Annotated in this window: 14 protein-coding genes, 2 tRNA genes, 1 rRNA gene and 1 pseudogene (1 of these 18 only partly in view); 7 read left to right on the top strand and 11 right to left on the bottom strand. The window is 53.2% G+C overall.

Annotated elements, in window-relative coordinates; translation table 11 throughout:
• Nucleotides 1-52: 52 nt before the first annotated feature.
• The 8 genes from IPJ12_05450 to IPJ12_05415 form a co-directional block, all read right to left on the bottom strand.
• On the bottom strand, nucleotides 53-346 hold the full coding sequence (locus IPJ12_05450) for an EscU/YscU/HrcU family type III secretion system export apparatus switch protein (protein MBK7646603.1): 294 nt from the start codon (nucleotides 344-346) through the stop codon (nucleotides 53-55).
• The gene (locus IPJ12_05445) at nucleotides 327-1,451 is read right to left on the bottom strand and encodes a flagellar hook-length control protein FliK (protein ID MBK7646602.1); all 1,125 of its coding nucleotides are present in this window, start codon (nucleotides 1,449-1,451) and stop codon (nucleotides 327-329) included. Before IPJ12_05445 ends, IPJ12_05450 begins: the two co-directional genes overlap by 20 nt.
• Before the next feature lie 9 nt (nucleotides 1,452-1,460).
• On the bottom strand, nucleotides 1,461-1,745 hold the full coding sequence (locus IPJ12_05440; protein MBK7646601.1) for a flagellar protein FliT: 285 nt from the start codon (nucleotides 1,743-1,745) through the stop codon (nucleotides 1,461-1,463).
• Between the two features lie 3 nt (nucleotides 1,746-1,748).
• Nucleotides 1,749-2,156 (bottom strand): flagellar export chaperone FliS, encoded by a 408-nt coding sequence (gene fliS / locus IPJ12_05435; protein MBK7646600.1) that lies wholly within the window; start codon nucleotides 2,154-2,156, stop codon nucleotides 1,749-1,751.
• Between the two features lie 11 nt (nucleotides 2,157-2,167).
• Nucleotides 2,168-3,628: a flagellar filament capping protein FliD gene (gene fliD / locus IPJ12_05430; protein MBK7646599.1), complete on the bottom strand. Its 1,461-nt coding sequence runs from the start codon at nucleotides 3,626-3,628 to the stop codon at nucleotides 2,168-2,170.
• A gap of 45 nt (nucleotides 3,629-3,673) precedes the next feature.
• Complete coding sequence (locus IPJ12_05425) at nucleotides 3,674-4,039, bottom strand: flagellar protein FlaG (GenBank protein ID MBK7646598.1); 366 nt, start codon at nucleotides 4,037-4,039, stop codon at nucleotides 3,674-3,676.
• A 91-nt stretch (nucleotides 4,040-4,130) separates the two neighbouring features.
• A complete protein-coding gene (locus tag IPJ12_05420) occupies nucleotides 4,131-5,594 on the bottom strand; it encodes a flagellin (protein MBK7646597.1) in 1,464 nt (487 codons plus the stop codon).
• A 237-nt stretch (nucleotides 5,595-5,831) separates the two neighbouring features.
• Nucleotides 5,832-7,601, bottom strand: coding sequence for a diguanylate cyclase (locus tag IPJ12_05415; protein MBK7646596.1), 1,770 nt, complete (start codon nucleotides 7,599-7,601; stop codon nucleotides 5,832-5,834).
• A 45-nt stretch (nucleotides 7,602-7,646) separates the two neighbouring features.
• Between IPJ12_05415 and IPJ12_05410 the strand changes: the two genes are divergently transcribed.
• Nucleotides 7,647-7,720, top strand: a tRNA-Thr gene (locus IPJ12_05410).
• 208 nt (nucleotides 7,721-7,928) lie between these two features.
• Here IPJ12_05410 and IPJ12_05405 read toward each other — a convergent pair.
• Nucleotides 7,929-8,861, bottom strand: a complete 933-nt coding sequence (locus tag IPJ12_05405) for an MFS transporter (GenBank protein MBK7646595.1) — start codon at nucleotides 8,859-8,861, stop codon at nucleotides 7,929-7,931.
• A gap of 118 nt (nucleotides 8,862-8,979) precedes the next feature.
• Here IPJ12_05405 and IPJ12_05400 point away from each other — a divergent pair, with 118 nt between their 5' ends.
• From IPJ12_05400 to IPJ12_05390, 3 genes are all read left to right on the top strand, one after another.
• Nucleotides 8,980-9,573, top strand: a complete 594-nt coding sequence (locus IPJ12_05400; protein ID MBK7646594.1) for a hypothetical protein — start codon at nucleotides 8,980-8,982, stop codon at nucleotides 9,571-9,573.
• Between the two features lie 157 nt (nucleotides 9,574-9,730).
• On the top strand, nucleotides 9,731-10,000 hold the full coding sequence (locus IPJ12_05395) for a ribbon-helix-helix protein, CopG family (GenBank protein ID MBK7646593.1): 270 nt from the start codon (nucleotides 9,731-9,733) through the stop codon (nucleotides 9,998-10,000).
• Complete coding sequence (locus tag IPJ12_05390; protein MBK7646592.1) at nucleotides 10,000-10,275, top strand: type II toxin-antitoxin system RelE/ParE family toxin; 276 nt, start codon at nucleotides 10,000-10,002, stop codon at nucleotides 10,273-10,275. The genes IPJ12_05395 and IPJ12_05390 overlap by 1 nt, the downstream gene beginning before the upstream one ends.
• Before the next feature lie 4 nt (nucleotides 10,276-10,279).
• Here the strand turns inward: IPJ12_05390 and IPJ12_05385 are convergent.
• Both IPJ12_05385 and IPJ12_05380 read right to left on the bottom strand, forming a co-directional pair.
• Nucleotides 10,280-11,655 (bottom strand): annotated as a pseudogene (locus IPJ12_05385) (integrase family protein).
• Between the two features lie 267 nt (nucleotides 11,656-11,922).
• Entirely contained in the window at nucleotides 11,923-12,723 is an 801-nt protein-coding gene (locus tag IPJ12_05380; GenBank protein MBK7646591.1) for an IclR family transcriptional regulator, read from the bottom strand.
• Nucleotides 12,724-12,820: 97 nt separating this feature from the next.
• Between IPJ12_05380 and IPJ12_05375 the strand changes: the two genes are divergently transcribed.
• From IPJ12_05375 to IPJ12_05365, 3 genes are all read left to right on the top strand, one after another.
• Entirely contained in the window at nucleotides 12,821-13,441 is a 621-nt protein-coding gene (locus tag IPJ12_05375; GenBank protein ID MBK7646590.1) for an AAA family ATPase, read from the top strand.
• A gap of 68 nt (nucleotides 13,442-13,509) precedes the next feature.
• A tRNA-Met gene (locus IPJ12_05370) sits at nucleotides 13,510-13,585 on the top strand.
• Nucleotides 13,586-13,900: 315 nt separating this feature from the next.
• Nucleotides 13,901-14,818: ribosomal RNA gene (locus IPJ12_05365) — 16S ribosomal RNA — on the top strand (it continues 621 nt past the right edge of the window).

Below are 14,818 nucleotides of genomic sequence, written 5' to 3'. Positions count from 1 at the left end.
GCGTATTTCGCCATGGTAAACCATCATGGCGGCTGCTGTTACCGCAGGCGATTCAAATTGGGGCGTCTATTGCTGTGCCGCCGTTTTCGATCCGGTAGAGCCAAGCCAGCAACTCGGCAATCGCCATGTAAAGTTGCGGTGGAATATGTTCGTCGATATCTACCTGAGTCAGAAGTGCAACCAATTCAGGTGATTCATGGACGTAGACGCCATGTTCCTTGGCTCTGGCGATGATTTGTTCGGCTACGAGCCCCTTTCCCCGGGCGACCACCCTCGGTGCGGCGTCAGTCTGACTGTAGGCGAGGGCGATAGCCTCGCGTGTGGGATCAATCGGCGGCTTCGTCATGCTGAACTGACACTTCGGTTAGATTCAGGCCTGCTGCCTCAAATTGCTTGCGTAGCTGCTGTACTTCGTCTCGCAGGCGAGTTTCGCTTGATTCGGTGCCTGCAGTGACGGCAACCCGGACCTCGCCGCCCGCTTTCAGGTTGAGTGTGATGTCGATATCCCCAAGCTGCGGCAGGGACAGTTTGAGGCGAGTTTGCCAGCGCTGAATTTCGTCGCTGCTGGATGAGCGCGAGTCGTCCTGGTTTTCGCCAATCTCCCAGCGCATCTGTTGTCCCGGCCAGACCTGGCCTTGCCAGGCGAAATTCTGGGTTGCCAAGCCGTCCAGCTGTTGTTGGACAATAGGCATCAAGTCGCGCGGAACAGCTGTTCCCGCGCTTGGCTCGGCTCGGGAAGCGGTTGTGGGTGCGGTGTTGCTTGCCGGTTCGGCATTGGGCAAATTATTGGTTTTTGGCGTATTTTCCGGGTTGACCGTAGCATTCGTCTGCGCAGAAGAAAGTTTACCCTGCGGCTCTTGTTTCAGGTTTTCGGTCGGGAACTCTCCTGCCACCCAGCGCGCCTGATGCGCCTCATAAAACATACCGCTTTCAGTCAGTGCCTGTTTGAGTACAGGCACCAGGTCGGCAGCGGTTTTGGGCATCGTTTCGACCAGGGGCTGTGCGTTATTAAGGGGGGCTGCGGGCGCACGCTTGCCATCGGTCTGGATATTGCCCATCAGGTCGCCGATCAGCTTGCCTGCAGTACTGAGCGAGGTTGACGCTGATTCAGGGGGCGCTTTTGCAGCCGCACTATCAGAGCGGTTGGTGACAAACGCCAGCGTCAGCTTACCGTCGCTTTCGGTGACCTCCAGTTCGAGCGTATCCCCGGGTTTTGCTGAAAATGGGAGCGAGAGCGTAATGTCCCGCTGCCCTACAACCGCCCGATAACTGCCATTCGGCAACAGTGCCTGAATTTCGGCAAGGATGCGCTGGCCGGGAACCAGATTACTTAATACATCGGTAATCTGCTGTACGGCGGCGACCGGCTGATTCTGAGGCTGTTGGGCCGCAACCTTCGCCTGGTCGGGAATTTGAAGCCGCAGTGCGTTAGCGACGTCCGGCGGGATCATTTGCGCGCGTTATTGCTTGGATTCAAGACGGGAGAGAAGCTTTTCAGCGTGCTCCCGCCAAGGGGTGACGTAGTCGAGAATGGCTCGGTCGCATTCTTGAATTTGGCGAATACAGGCACCAATGGCTGAAATTTCAGCAGATGCCAACGCCGTGTTTATTGTGGAAGTCGCTGCGAGAAGCGCTGCTCGTTCACCTTCCATCGTTGCCAGGCTTTCCCATTGCTGCTGTTTTGCCAATTCACGCATTTGCTTGGAGAGCATCAGCAGCTTTGTGTAGCTGGCCAGTTGACTCATGTTTTAAGCAGCAGCTTGGTCGTTGGGCGAAATCTGAGCCCAGGCGTCCCTGAGTTCAATCAGAAGTGTGGTTACTTCGTCCAAAGCCGCAACCTCATTCTTTGCATTTGCCCAGAACAGGCGCTGAACCATGTAATCGTAAAGTGCCGCCAAGTGCTCAGCGAGTTGGCCGCCTGATTCAAGATCCAGGCTTGCACGTAAACCACTGCTGATCAGATCAATGGCTTTCGATATTTTCGTGCCTTTTTGCGGGATGTCACCGTGTTCCATGTGCATTTTGGCAATTGTGGTTGCCGCGATGGCGCCATCGAAAAGCATCAGGATCAGACGATGCGGGTCAGCTGTTTCCACAGCAACGTCAATGCCCACGGTTGCGTAACTTTGGGCGGGGCTGCGCATCATGCCAAACATTGCTTCATTCCTTATGATGAGGTCGTCTTGCTCAGGGATGCCAGTTGCTGGGTGAGATAGGTGCTTGTCTTGTTCATGCTGGCTACTAGCGTATCCAATGCCGTAAACTGTTTGCGGTAATTCGCTTCAATTTTGGTCAGTCGGTCTGAGAGCGTGTTCTGTCGGTTCGTCAGGTCCTTGATCATGCGGGTGACACCGGTTGTTGCAGAGACCAGACTTCCCGTTGTCCCGACAATGCCTTCCAGTGTCTTGTTATAGGTGTCACCAACCTTGGCGACCAGATTGGCGACACCGGTAAAATCGCTGTTGGCAGCGGCGCTGAGCTTGGTCGTATCGAGAGACATCGTGCCGTCCTTGGCGACGGAGACGCCAATATCGGAAAGGCGTTGATAGGCTGATGAGCCGCCGGCCACTGTTCCAAACAATTGGGATCGAACCTGGCTTTGTGCAGTACGCAAGGATGAGTCACCTTGCAGGGCACCAGCAATCTTGGTGGTGGCGTTGTAGGTGCCCAGGCCGCCCATGGTCGAATTGGCATCGTTGTAGGCCTTGACGAAGGCTTGCAGGGCGGACGTCAGGCCTGATGTCGTATTCTGGCTGACGGTAATCGTTGTTGGGGTGCCAACATTGGTCTTGCTGAGGTTCAGGGTGACACCGTCAAGTACGCTGGTGACCGCATTTGTACTGCTAGTGCCGGCGATGCCGTTCAGCGTGAATGCAGCATTGCTTGCTGAGTGGCCGCCAGCTGCGGTTTCAGAAAGCGTGCCGACTGCAGGTGCCAGTGGGTCAAAATTAAAGTTGCCAGCGTCTGTTCCCGTCAGGCCAGACAGTTGCATGACATTGTCGGTTCCCTCTTTCAGGCTGGTCAGCACCAGTTGCGGTCCATTCGTACCGGTAACGATGGTGGCTGAAATGCCACCGTTCGCGGCGTTGATGGCATCACGAATATCGTTGAGGGACGCGCTGGCCGGAATTGTGATATTCAGCTCACGTGTGGAATCTGGTGTGTAAGTTGCAGCCGCAACCGGGGTGGTCGTAGCGGCGGTTAGCTTGCCAAATTCGATTTTCAGCGTGCCTGCATCCAGATTCAAGGCTGTATCGGCAGCAGTAAAGGCGGATGCCGGGCTGACCAGGCGCTGTGCCGACGCCAGGTTGGATACCTCCAGGCTATAGGTGCCGGCCACTGCGCCTTTTGTGGCCGAAGCAGAAGCAATCGTCGAGTCGGCTACGCTGGCGCTGTAGGAAGCGAACTTTTCGGTTGCTGTTTGGGTGGCGCTTGGTGTCAGGCCGGCGGCTGCTGTTTGCAACGTCGCGAGTGAGCTCTGCAGCGTGCCCAGTGCAGAAATTTTGGACTGATATGAGGCTTGTTTCTTTTGCAGGAGAGTCAATGGCTGCTGCTCTACCTGCATCAACTTGGTGAGCATTCCTTCCAGGTCAAGCCCGGATCCCACACCTAAAGAAGTGACGGCCATTTAAATCTCCTTAACAAACCTTGCTGCACATGCAGCTTCCCCACTTTACGCCTTCTGTTTGATCAACAGACCTTGAATATTATCGAGCGCTTTGGCAATTGCCAGCATTTCTTCTGACGGATATTGGCGAATGACTTCTTTGGTCGCAATATCCACGACTTTGACTACCGTATTGCCAGAGTCCTTGTCGATACTGAATTCGACGGCATTGGTCACGGTTTTTAGAAAATTATTACTGGTTGTGACTGCATCTTGCAGTTCGGCCTGACTCACTGCTGGCGCCTTGGCCAGTTGCTTATCTGGCGCAGCAACCGCTGCTCCTGCGGCGGCCGTCCGGGAACGTTCCGGCCCGCTGTTGGTAGGAAAGACTTGTCCGGTCAGGCCCGGTAGGTTGCTTGGACTAATTTCCATGATGCTACTCCTGTCATATAGGCAAGAGGCGCGATTGCGTTACCGCAACCGCGCCTTGCACTGTTTGACTGCTAATCAGTCAGCCGGTTGCTTACTTGAGCAGGGAGAGAACGCTCTGCGGCAACTGGTTGGCCTGGGCCAGCATAGCGGTACCGGCTTGTTGCAGGATCTGGCCGCGGGTCATGTTGGCGGTTTCTGCCGCAAAGTCGGTGTCCTGGATGCGGCTGCGGGATGCAGACAGATTTTCAGACGTGGTTTGCAGATTGCTGACGGTGCTCTGGAAGCGGTTTTGCAGAGCACCATACTGGGCGCGCTGATTATTCACGGAAGCCAAGGCGGAATCGACGATGGCTAATGCCAGTTGCGAATTGTCGTAGGTGGTTACATCAAGACTAGCTACAGTTTTGAGCGTCGAAGCCTTAAGTGCGCCACCGTCTACTTTGAGACCACTTCCGGCGTCAGTCACAGCAAAGCTGTTCTGCGAGTCGAGAGTGACGCGGCCATTCACAACTGCTACTGCCGCGGCACCTTTGGTATCAAGCGGGCTGGCTATCAGTGCAGAATTATCGGCCTTGTAGGTGGCAACGTTGAATTTTGTGTTTGCAGTGGCACCATTGGTGAGAGTGATGTCGTTGCCGCTGGCGTTGGTAAGTTTCAAACCACCCAAAGCACTGTCATATTGTGCAGTTACACCAGTCTTGGATGTCGCGGCGTTGATCGCTGATACGGCGCTTGAGAAGTCGTCAGACGTAGAAGCCGTTCCACCAACGCTGAAAGATACGGTAACTGCTGTCGTGTTATCGGATTTAATACTGAACGAATAGCTTTCTGCACCGAGGCTCAAATTCACATCGGTCACCGCGGTAGCTGTGACACCGGTTTTTGATGTAATGCCATTGATGCCTGCTGCAATCGATTTCGCGGTATCGGTGGCCGTCGTCGTGTATTTTGAAGAGCCTAGATAGCCAGCAACGGTAATGTCTTTGGCCGCAACTACGTTGGTCGTGGCCTTGGCTTGCACGGTGTCTTCCGCAACCCGATTATCGCCATAATTGCTAGTGCGGAAATTGGTGCCGGTGGCGGAAATTGTCTGATTGGCATTGGCACCAACTTGGAAGTTGAGCGTGCCTAGCGTTCCATCCAACAGGTTTTGACCGTTGAACTGGGTGGAGGTGGAGATGCGATCCAATTCGGAGGTCAGCTGACCGACTTCGGCCTGGATGGCTTGGCGATCGCTGGCGGAGTTCGTTGCATTGGATGACTGAACGGCCAGTTGGCGAATACGTTGCAGGATGTCGCCTGACGAAGAAAGTGCGCCCTCAGCCGTTTGCGCGAGGGAGATGCCATCGTTGGCATTGGCGACGGCTTGATTCAAGCCGTTGATTTGCGAGGTCATGCGCTGGGAAATCGCCAGGCCGGCGGCGTCGTCTTTGGCACTATTGATGCGCATGCCGGAAGATAGACGTTGCAAAGACGTGGCCAGTGAAGTTTGGGAGGTGCCCAGGTTACGTTGGGCGTTGAGTGAGGCAACGTTGGTACTGATAACAGAGGACATGATCTTCTCCTAAAAAATTCTTTTCACATTGCCAGAGGCCTGGCGGTTTGACGGGCCTGATTTGCTGCCCTTGAATCTATTAACGGCTGCCACAAAAAAAACTTTAGCCACATTTTTGATGTTTTTTGCAGTTGGGCGCAGGAGATCGTTTTGGTGGTGTTGAGCCTATTAATATGGACGTGTCTTGGCAGCGCTCTCGTTGGTCGGGTGCGCTGCTATCATTGCGTGTTGGGGGGGCTAGTTTGCGGAAACGACCCGATTTTTTCCGGTTTGCTTGGCTTGGTACATGGCGCCATCGGCGCGCTTGATTACGCTGGTCTGATTGTCCGTAGCCAGCATTTGCGTGACGCCAGCGCTGAAGGTGATTAGCACTTTTTCGTTGGCGTGCAGGAAAAACTTTTTGGTGAGTTCGCGCTGCAGGCGAGTAAGTGCGACGACCGCATCGTCCAATGAAGTGTCGGGCAGCAGGATAATGAACTCTTCTCCGCCATAGCGGGCGACAGTGTCTTGCGGACGCAAGGTTTGCCGGCAGATGCTGGCGAGGTGGATCAGCGCTTCGTCTCCGGCATCGTGGCCCATGGAGTCGTTGAGTTTCTTGAAATTGTCGATGTCGATCAGTGCGACACAGAGGGTGGTGTCGTGGCGCGTGGCACGGGCTGCTTCCTTGGCGAAGGTTTCTTCCAGGCCGCGGCGGTTGAGTACTCCGGTCAGTTGATCGTGGCGGACGAGGTCGCTGGTGGCTTCGAGTTCCCGTTCTAGTTCCTGGATGCGGGCTTCGGATTCCTGAACTTTTTGCTGCGTCGAGCGCAACTCGTCGCGCGAACGTTGGGCATTGATCTGAATGGTTCGGGTTTCGCGCATAACTTCGCCGAGGACGGTCTCGAGTTCGGAGATGTCGTTGGCGGAACTGATCTTTTCAGCGCAGTTTTCAATCTTGTCGTGATAGTCGGAAGTGGCTTCGGCAAAGTCGGCTAGGTGGTCGACAAAGCCGGCCAGCATGCTTTTGATGGCGTCCCGAGCTTCGGAGAGGCTGGACTTGAGTTGTGCCTGTTTAAACAGAACTTCTTTCAGGCGGCGTTCGGCATCGTCGAGGGCGCGCTGCGAGAGCGGCTTGTCGATGATTTCGCGCACGACTTCTATTTGCCCGTGTAGCCAGTGGTCGTCGAGGACGAGTTCGGTGATGTTGGTGACCAGCAGTCGAAGCAGGTTGAGCAGGCTAAGGCGGAGTTCGGTCTGGTCTTCTGCCAGCAGTTCGAGCTTGAAAGCGAAGCGTTTCAGGCGTGTGAGGAACTCTTGCAATTGTTCCGGAGTGACGGCGGTGCGTATGTCTTTGGCCAACACCTTGGCGTCTGACGAAAGCTGTGGGCTTTCGAGCAACTGGGTTGCCATGGCGGTTTCGAGCGTAAAGGCAAAAAGTTCGCGGAGTTCGGGCAGCAAATCTGTGCTTGCGGCGGTCAACCCGGAAATTTCGCCGATTTCGGAATTTTCTGTTTCAGATGGATTGGATAAGTTGCTGCTTTCGCTGGCTTTGCCCTGACCCCAAGAGCGCATGAGGCTTTGCAGGCGATTGAAGAGTGTGTCGGGGTTGGCGCCGCTACTGGTGAGTATATGTTCGAGCGACTCACGCTTGCGTGTGCTGGTTAGTCCTTGGTGCTTGGCTTCCCATTGCTTTAGGAGGTCGGCGATGAGGTCTGACCATCCCAGTTTTTGCGATTCGGCGAGGGCGGCGATAAATTCTATCAGGTACTTTTTGTAGTCCGTCCAGTTGGCGGATTTGACGGCTTCATCTAGTTGGCGGGCTAGCCGCAGCTGATCCGGAGAGGCCTTTGGGAGCGCGGCAGCAAGTGAGCGTAGTTGTTCTTCCGGAAACGAATTGCTCGAAGGTTTAGTCCCGGCAATCTCATGGTACAGCGTCAGATAATTGTCCGGCGAAGGCGGAATGCGACGCGTCGCGAGTAGGCGCAGCGTTTCGCGGGCAATTTCAAATGGATTGGTGAGTGTAGTCATTACGAAATTTGAATGATCAAGCTATAATCTTGCCCCATCGCTTGGGCCCCCGTAGCATGAAGGTCGTGCAGTTGATTTGTAATCATCAGGTAGCGGTTCGATTCCGTTCGGGGGCACCAGTAAAATCAAGGCTTACAGAGATGTGAGCCTTTTTTGTTTCTGCTCTGGGCAGCACAGGGGCAGCACCAGCAACAATTCCTCCACGCGCTTGTTTCATTACTCGTAGCCTCCTAGGTTGCTGTTGTGCTGCGCTCAAGTGACGCCCCCGTGACGGGGGAAATCGCTCACTTCGTTAAATCAAAGTGGGCTTTCACATTTTTCTGCTGATTATAAGACAGGCTCATGCTTGGGCTTGCGCTTACCCAGCCAGATGAAGCCCATCGCCGCACAAAAGAGATAGAGGCTCCAGGTTGTCAAAGGCATTAGAACGAAAAGTGCCATGACCAGGGATCGCACCAGATAAATTCCGGAGAGCAGGTATTTGCGCCGAAATAGACCACCGAGCACGCCACAGCAATAAGTGCCCGCCACGTTACTTAAGGCAATGATCGCCAATCCGGCAACCGCCACGTTTCCTGACATACCCTTGTCCAGCAGGTAGGCCGGTAAATGCGAGGCAATGAAGGCTAATTGGAAGCCGCAGGCTAAAAAGCCCAGATTCAGTAGCCAGAACCCGCGATGTCGGAATGCTTCGATTAGTGCTTCGTGCATCGTTTGATCTGCACCATGAACTGGTGATGGCGCCGCACTTTCTCTCATGGGCAATGCCAAAGGTAGAAACATCGCGCATATCACCGCCAGTGCCACTAAGGCACCAGACCATGTCAGTGAATTGATTAGTCCTTGGGCCAACGGCACCATGGCAAATTGGCCAAATCCACCAACGGCGCCGGCCAGACCGAGTGCCCAACTACGCCGATCGGGAGACACCATGCGGCTGAGTGCGCCATAAATAACACCAAACGACGTGCCAGAAAGCGCAATTCCTATGCACAAACCCGCAGTGAGTGTGAAGGCCAATGGGGTGGTAGCAATACTCATAAGGGCGAGGCCGACAGCGTAAAAGACAAGGCCGGCGATAATCACGCGCATTGAGCCAAACCGATCTGCCAACATGCCTGTAAACGGCTGGGCTACGCCCCAGATCAGGTTCTGTATTGCGATAGAAAAACCGAAGACTTCGCGTGTCCACCCATTACCCATCGTAATTGGTACTTGAAATATTCCAGTCGCGTGACGAACCCCGAGTGCCAGTCCCATTATCAAGCCACCAGCAACGACGAAAACCAATGGCCGGTTGAACCAGCGATTTGTAACATCCGATTTTATAGATTGGATCGTCATATTCTCTCGGGCAGTTAGTTTTTGATGAAAGCGTATTTATCTTCCACGTTTGGTTGGTCAGTTCCTGATACATCATTGTGATATTGATATCGACCTGCGTGAGTTGAATAGCCACGATGTGTTGTCGGCGATGCACCAGGAACAGGCTGATATCGGAATTGTTGCTGATTATGTTGGAACGGAAGGGCTTAAGACGCAGTTATTCCGGACCGATCGTCTGGTTGCAATCATGCCGATAGGGAATGAGAGCGGGGCGCTGAGTGCGGTTTCATTTGTCGATTTGCTGGAACTGCCATTCGTTGGATTACCAGCGGAAAGTGGCTTGAGTCGATTTCTTCAAAACCAAGCTTTGCATCATGGTCGCGGAATTCATCACCGCATACGGATGCGTAGTCTTGAAGATGTGGTGAATCTCGTCATTGAGGGTGTGGGTGTAGCAGTAATTCCTGAAGTAGCCGCATTTCGACTTGCCACTGATCGAGCCTTAATCCGGCCATTGGTTGATGCCTGGTCAACTCGAAGGCTTCTTCTATGCACCGCTAGCGATACAAGTATGGGTCTGGCTGCAGCCAGACTTTTTCATTTTCTTTCAGAGTCGCCTGAATTCCTCGGAGCACGATGTTCATGAGCGATCCGTTGAGTCACCGGCCATTCATTTAAATTTGGTGACTGATATTTTTGGACTGTCAGATGGTGGTGAGGAAGAAATTCTGGTTTGTCCGATCTTGTTTTAATCAATCTTAATCACTATGATGATTTCTGACGAAGTCTTACGGGAGTGAAGTATGGCGCACGCAGAAACCAAAGTGCTCACGGCGCACGTGCCGTTGCCTCTTGCTGAAAAAGTGGATCAAATGGCTGCTCGCCTAGAGCGGTCGCGTGGCTGGATCGTCAAGCAAGCATTGACCGCCTGGGTTGTTCAAGAGGAAGAGCGAAGTCGTTTGACTCGTGAGGCCATGGCTGACGTAGATGCGGGGCTAGTCATCGACCACCAGTCTGTGCAAGCTTGGGCTGAAAGCCTGAGTAGCGATCGGCCACTACCAGTTCCCCGGTAATGGAGCTGAAATGGACGAGTAAGGCGCTGTCAGACTTGGCGCGCCTATATGAGTTTCTTGCGCCAGTTAATAAGGTAGCTGCGGCACGGACTGTGCAATCGCTGACTGCTGCACCGGCAACATTGCTGCAAAACCCCCGCATCGGTGAAAAGCTGGAAGAATTTGAACCGCGCGAAGTGAGGCGAATACTCGTCGGGCAATATGAGATGCGGTACGAAATTCAAGCTTCGACGATCTATATGCTTCGGCTTTGGCACGCACGCGAAGATAGATGATTCTTTAGGCTTGTTTGGCAGCCTTGCGCGCTGGCTTTTTGACGATCTTCTTGCCCGTAATGATTTCGTCTAGTCGTTGCTCCCATGCAACTAAAGCGGCGCGTTTTTCATCTGTGTAGGTATGGCGATCATAGTGCGCCGCCTGTACGCCGGATAGACCATGACTGAGCAGTTGAGCTCGCGTGTCGCGGTTGATGCCAAGTCCGGCCAGCATCGTTTCGCATGTGCGGCGAATATCCCTGAGGTCAAAGGCTTCTCCCTTCATTGCTTTGCAGATGGCTGTTACCCGTTTTCCCGGCGTTGTTTCGACCAGTTGGGTTTTTCCTGTTGATGAAAATAGCCAGAGATTGCTAAATGCGGGCTCTCGACCTTCCTTTTCTGCGATGTCTTGCTCCATCAATTTTGCGCGGGCTATCAGATCATCAACAATCGCAGATGCCTGCGGTGCTAGCGGGAGTAAGTGTTCGCGGGGAGTGCTTCGTTTCCCCTTTCCGTCCCATAGACGAAGAGTTTGTGTCTGTTCATCGTATGAGTTGATCTTGACGCGTAGTAGCTGGGCCATACGCTGCCCTCCAGCGTAAAGAGCAAGCTTTAGAGCTTGGTCGGCCAATTCGTCGCCAAGAGCTTTGGCATACTCCTTCATTTCATCAGTACTAAGGGTTCGATTGCCGCGGTTTACTGCAATAGTTGAAACTGGCTCAACAGGGTTTGATTCGATGCCATAGGCGATCAGTGCAGAGGGCAACTTGGCGTCGAAAGGGGATTTTCGCGCTGCGTTATAGGCTGCGCTCAAGTAACTGCGAAGTATTCCGGCAGCGCGGTCTTTGCCCTGCTCGCTAACATGACGAATTATTGCGGCAATCTGATGGGGGAAACCTCCCGAGCAGGGAGTGCTGCGATTGTTTTTTGGGCTTCAAATACGTGGCATTTGAATATGGAGCGGGTTTGCCTTGAGGTCTGAGCCTTGCCTCGTGCTTCAAGAAGATCACTGTATGCCTCGCAGAGTGAGCGCAGGGTGTAACGCTGACGGTTCTCTGACTCTATTCGAGCTGTTTCGCTGGCTTTCTTGGCGGCAGCTTTATCGTCAGATTGTTTTCGGTCGAGTTCTCGCGGATCTGTTCCTTGGTCGATCAGGATTTGCAGTCTTCGTGATTCAAGTCTCGCTTCTTCAAGGCTCCACGTCCGAACGTCGCCAATAGTGCGACGGATTGTAGTGCCATCTTTTAGTCTGCTCTGAAAGATGAACGCCTTCGTACCGGCTGTCACACGTACAGCAAGTCCTGGCGTCTCCGTATCACGTAGAAACTGCTGCAATTGTTTGGGGGTAGGGACGTATTGAAAGTCTCGGATGCGTCCTGCAGTCAGTTTTGAGCGAGCCATTTTTGCTTTCCTGTGTACGCAAGAGAGATTCTGTGTACGCACATTATAGCTATGGCTATCAACGGCTAATTTACCTTAATTCAATGATTATTAAGCAATTTTGTTGCTTTGTTCAACGTCGCTCAACACTATTCAATGGTCGAAATCTTTGATTTTTAATCATCAGGTAGCGGTTCGATTCCGTTCGGGGGGCACCAGTAAAATCAAACAGTTAGGCCATTCTTCGGAGTGGCCTTTTTGTTTTTCGGCAAGTCCTTTTCTGTAATGCTATTCATGCATGCTGCCATGGCCCAGTCGCAGTGACAGGCCTTGTGCTGCGTTGATCATGGCTTTTGCTACCGGGCTATCCCATTCCACGTTGAATTCGCCCATTGTGCCAAGTGATGTGATTGCCGCGACCATGCTTCCGGTGTGGTCGTAAACCGGGGCACTAAAACCATTGATGCCGGGCGTCAGGCTACCCGTGGCGCGAGCAATGCCATGCTCCCGGATTTCTGTCAGGTTTTTTTCAAGTTGTCGGCGAACGGTAGTGATTGCAGTTTTGCTGGCGTCGGATGCTTCTTTTAACTCGTCATCCAGCATTTTCTTGAGGAATGGGGAGCGATAGAAGGCTGCAAAGGCACGGCCAGTAGCGGATCTGCATAGGGGCAAAATGGTACCGGAGCGCAGCGTAATCGTTATGGGGCCGCCTGCGTCGACTATCCTGACGATGGTCGCGCCGTGATTGCCCCATACCGCCAGGGCAACGGTTTCCTGTATTTCCTCGCACAGTGCCTCTAGGATAGGACCGGAAAGCCGAACGGGATCTAAACGTCCCAAGCCGGAAAGACCCAACTCCAACGCGTAAGCCCCCAAATCGTAGCGACCGCTGCTCGCATCCTGCTCGACGATACCCACGCGTAAAAAACTGACCATATATCTATGTGCTTTTGCGGCAGGCATTGCTGCGCCCTTTGCAATGTCGCGCAGCATCATCGGGCGATTGGTGGCGGCTAGTACTCGCAAGAGGCGAAATCCCACCTCGACGGATTGAATGCCTTGACGATCGCTTGCCGCTTTTGTGGTCATGATGAGTTTTGCAAAAGGAAAGCTTGCATTCTATGCATCTATGAGGGTTTTGAGGTGGCGAATATAATCCCACTACAAACTAATAACGGGGGCAGGTATGCGTGCAGTTCTGGTTGCAAATCCGAAAGGTGGTGCGGGCAAGACAACGCTGGCGACGAATTTGTCGGGCTACTTCGCCAATCAGGGGAAAAAGACCACGCTATGTGATCTGGATCGCCAGCAATCTTCTTTGCGCTGGATGGCCTTTCGCGATCCAGATTTGCCGCCGATTACTGGTTACTTTGCAGGCAATCAAATTTCACTGAGTTTGCCGAAAGAGGCCGACTGGGTGGTTGTTGATGCGCCGGCGGGCTTGCAAGGTTATAAGCTGACTGATTATTTGAGATCGGTTGATAAAGTATTGGTCCCATTGGTGCCGTCGGTCTTTGACATGGCAGCTACGGAGGATTTTCTTAATTCCATACGGAGTGAGATGCGCGGGCAGCGGACAAAGGTAGGTATCGTAGCTATGCGAGTTGATCCACGCACCAAGGCTGCGGCGATGTTGGAGGAGTTTCTGAAGCACTTTGATATACCTATTGTCGCCTATTTGAGAAACACCCAGAACTACGTCAATGTCGCCGCAGGCGGCTGCACGGTATTCGATCCTCCTCGGGCTAAGTTGCGTAGGGATATTGAGCAATGGACATCACTGATCGAGTGGGTCGAGAAGAAATAGTCCTCTTTTATCCAGATAGTTGTTGACGAGCAGGGCATGGCTCTGGATAATGCGCCCTCTTCGACGGACGCGGGATGGAGCAGTTGGCAGCTCGTCGGGCTCATAACCCGAAGGTCGCAGGTTCAAGTCCTGCTCCCGCAACCAGTGGCAAAGTTATTGATAATTCAATGTTTTGTTTCTGGGGTTGAAAAAATAAAGTGTTTTAGTTTTTATCGAAACGCTTGACGGGAAGTGAGGTTTGCTTCATAATCTTGCCTCTCTGCTGCAGACGGATCGAAAGAAACGGCGCGGCGAAGAAAGAAGTTCTTTAACAATTTGGACAACCGATAGGTGTGGGTGCCTTGATGCTAGTGACTTCGGTCACGCAAAAGTATTAAAGGCAATCACACGGATGGAGAGATCCATCGAGGTAGAAGTAACATTCTACCGTCAGTGAATTGTGAGTAGTAATGTTGGATTAAACTGAAGAGTTTGATCCTGGCTCAGATTGAACGCTGGCGGCATGCCTTACACATGCAAGTCGAACGGCAGCACGGGAGCAATCCTGGTGGCGAGTGGCGAACGGGTGAGTAATGTATCGGAACGTACCTTTCAGTGGGGGATAACGTAGCGAAAGTTACGCTAATACCGCATATTCTGTGAGCAGGAAAGCAGGGGATCGCAAGACCTTGCGCTGATTGAGCGGCCGATATCAGATTAGCTAGTTGGTGAGGTAAAGGCTCACCAAGGCGACGATCTGTAGCGGGTCTGAGAGGATGATCCGCCACACTGGAACTGAGACACGGTCCAGACTCCTACGGGAGGCAGCAGTGGGGAATTTTGGACAATGGGCGCAAGCCTGATCCAGCCATGCCGCGTGAGTGAAGAAGGCCTTCGGGTTGTAAAGCTCTTTCAGCCGGGAAGAAAACGCATGGGTTAATACCCTGTGTGGATGACGGTACCGGAATAAGAAGCACCGGCTAACTACGTGCCAGCAGCCGCGGTAATACGTAGGGTGCGAGCGTTAATCGGAATTACTGGGCGTAAAGCGTGCGCAGGCGGTTTGTTAAGATAGGCGTGAAATCCCCGGGCTCAACCTGGGAACTGCGTTTATGACTGGCAGGCTAGAGTATGGCAGAGGGGGGTGGAATTCCACGTGTAGCAGTGAAATGCGTAGAGATGTGGAGGAACACCGATGGCGAAGGCAGCACCCTGGGCCAATACTGACGCTCATGCACGAAAGCGTGGGTAGCAAACAGGATTAGATACCCTGGTAGTCCACGCCCTAAACGATGTCAACTAGGTGTTGGGAGGGTAAAACCTTTTAGTACCGGAGCTAACGCGTGAAGTTGACCGCCTGGGGAGTACGGCCGCAAGGTTAAAACTCAAAGGAATTGA

Source organism: Betaproteobacteria bacterium, from assembly GCA_016709965.1.
Taxonomy (GTDB): Bacteria; Pseudomonadota; Gammaproteobacteria; order Burkholderiales; family Rhodocyclaceae; genus Azonexus; species Azonexus amarohabitans.
This window is presented reverse-complemented; position numbering and strand designations above follow the sequence as displayed.

Excerpts from the sequence above, each read along its gene's own strand:
- IPJ12_05375 (MBK7646590.1), top strand. The coding sequence starts at position 12,821 with ATGCGTGCAGTTCTGGTTGCAAATCCGAAAGGTGGTGCGGGCAAGACA.
- fliD (MBK7646599.1), bottom strand. The coding sequence starts at position 3,628 with ATGGCCGTCACTTCTTTAGGTGTGGGATCCGGGCTTGACCTGGAAGGA.
- IPJ12_05380 (MBK7646591.1), bottom strand. The coding sequence starts at position 12,723 with ATGACCACAAAAGCGGCAAGCGATCGTCAAGGCATTCAATCCGTCGAG.
- IPJ12_05405 (MBK7646595.1), bottom strand. The coding sequence starts at position 8,861 with ATGGGACTGGCACTCGGGGTTCGTCACGCGACTGGAATATTTCAAGTA.
- IPJ12_05425 (MBK7646598.1), bottom strand. The coding sequence starts at position 4,039 with ATGGAAATTAGTCCAAGCAACCTACCGGGCCTGACCGGACAAGTCTTT.
- IPJ12_05390 (MBK7646592.1), top strand. The coding sequence starts at position 10,000 with ATGGAGCTGAAATGGACGAGTAAGGCGCTGTCAGACTTGGCGCGCCTA.
- IPJ12_05395 (MBK7646593.1), top strand. The coding sequence starts at position 9,731 with ATGGCGCACGCAGAAACCAAAGTGCTCACGGCGCACGTGCCGTTGCCT.
- fliS (MBK7646600.1), bottom strand. The coding sequence starts at position 2,156 with ATGTTTGGCATGATGCGCAGCCCCGCCCAAAGTTACGCAACCGTGGGC.
- IPJ12_05445 (MBK7646602.1), bottom strand. The coding sequence starts at position 1,451 with ATGATCCCGCCGGACGTCGCTAACGCACTGCGGCTTCAAATTCCCGAC.
- IPJ12_05450 (MBK7646603.1), bottom strand. The coding sequence starts at position 346 with ATGACGAAGCCGCCGATTGATCCCACACGCGAGGCTATCGCCCTCGCC.
- IPJ12_05415 (MBK7646596.1), bottom strand. The coding sequence starts at position 7,601 with ATGACTACACTCACCAATCCATTTGAAATTGCCCGCGAAACGCTGCGC.
- IPJ12_05440 (MBK7646601.1), bottom strand. The coding sequence starts at position 1,745 with ATGAGTCAACTGGCCAGCTACACAAAGCTGCTGATGCTCTCCAAGCAA.
- IPJ12_05420 (MBK7646597.1), bottom strand. The coding sequence starts at position 5,594 with ATGTCCTCTGTTATCAGTACCAACGTTGCCTCACTCAACGCCCAACGT.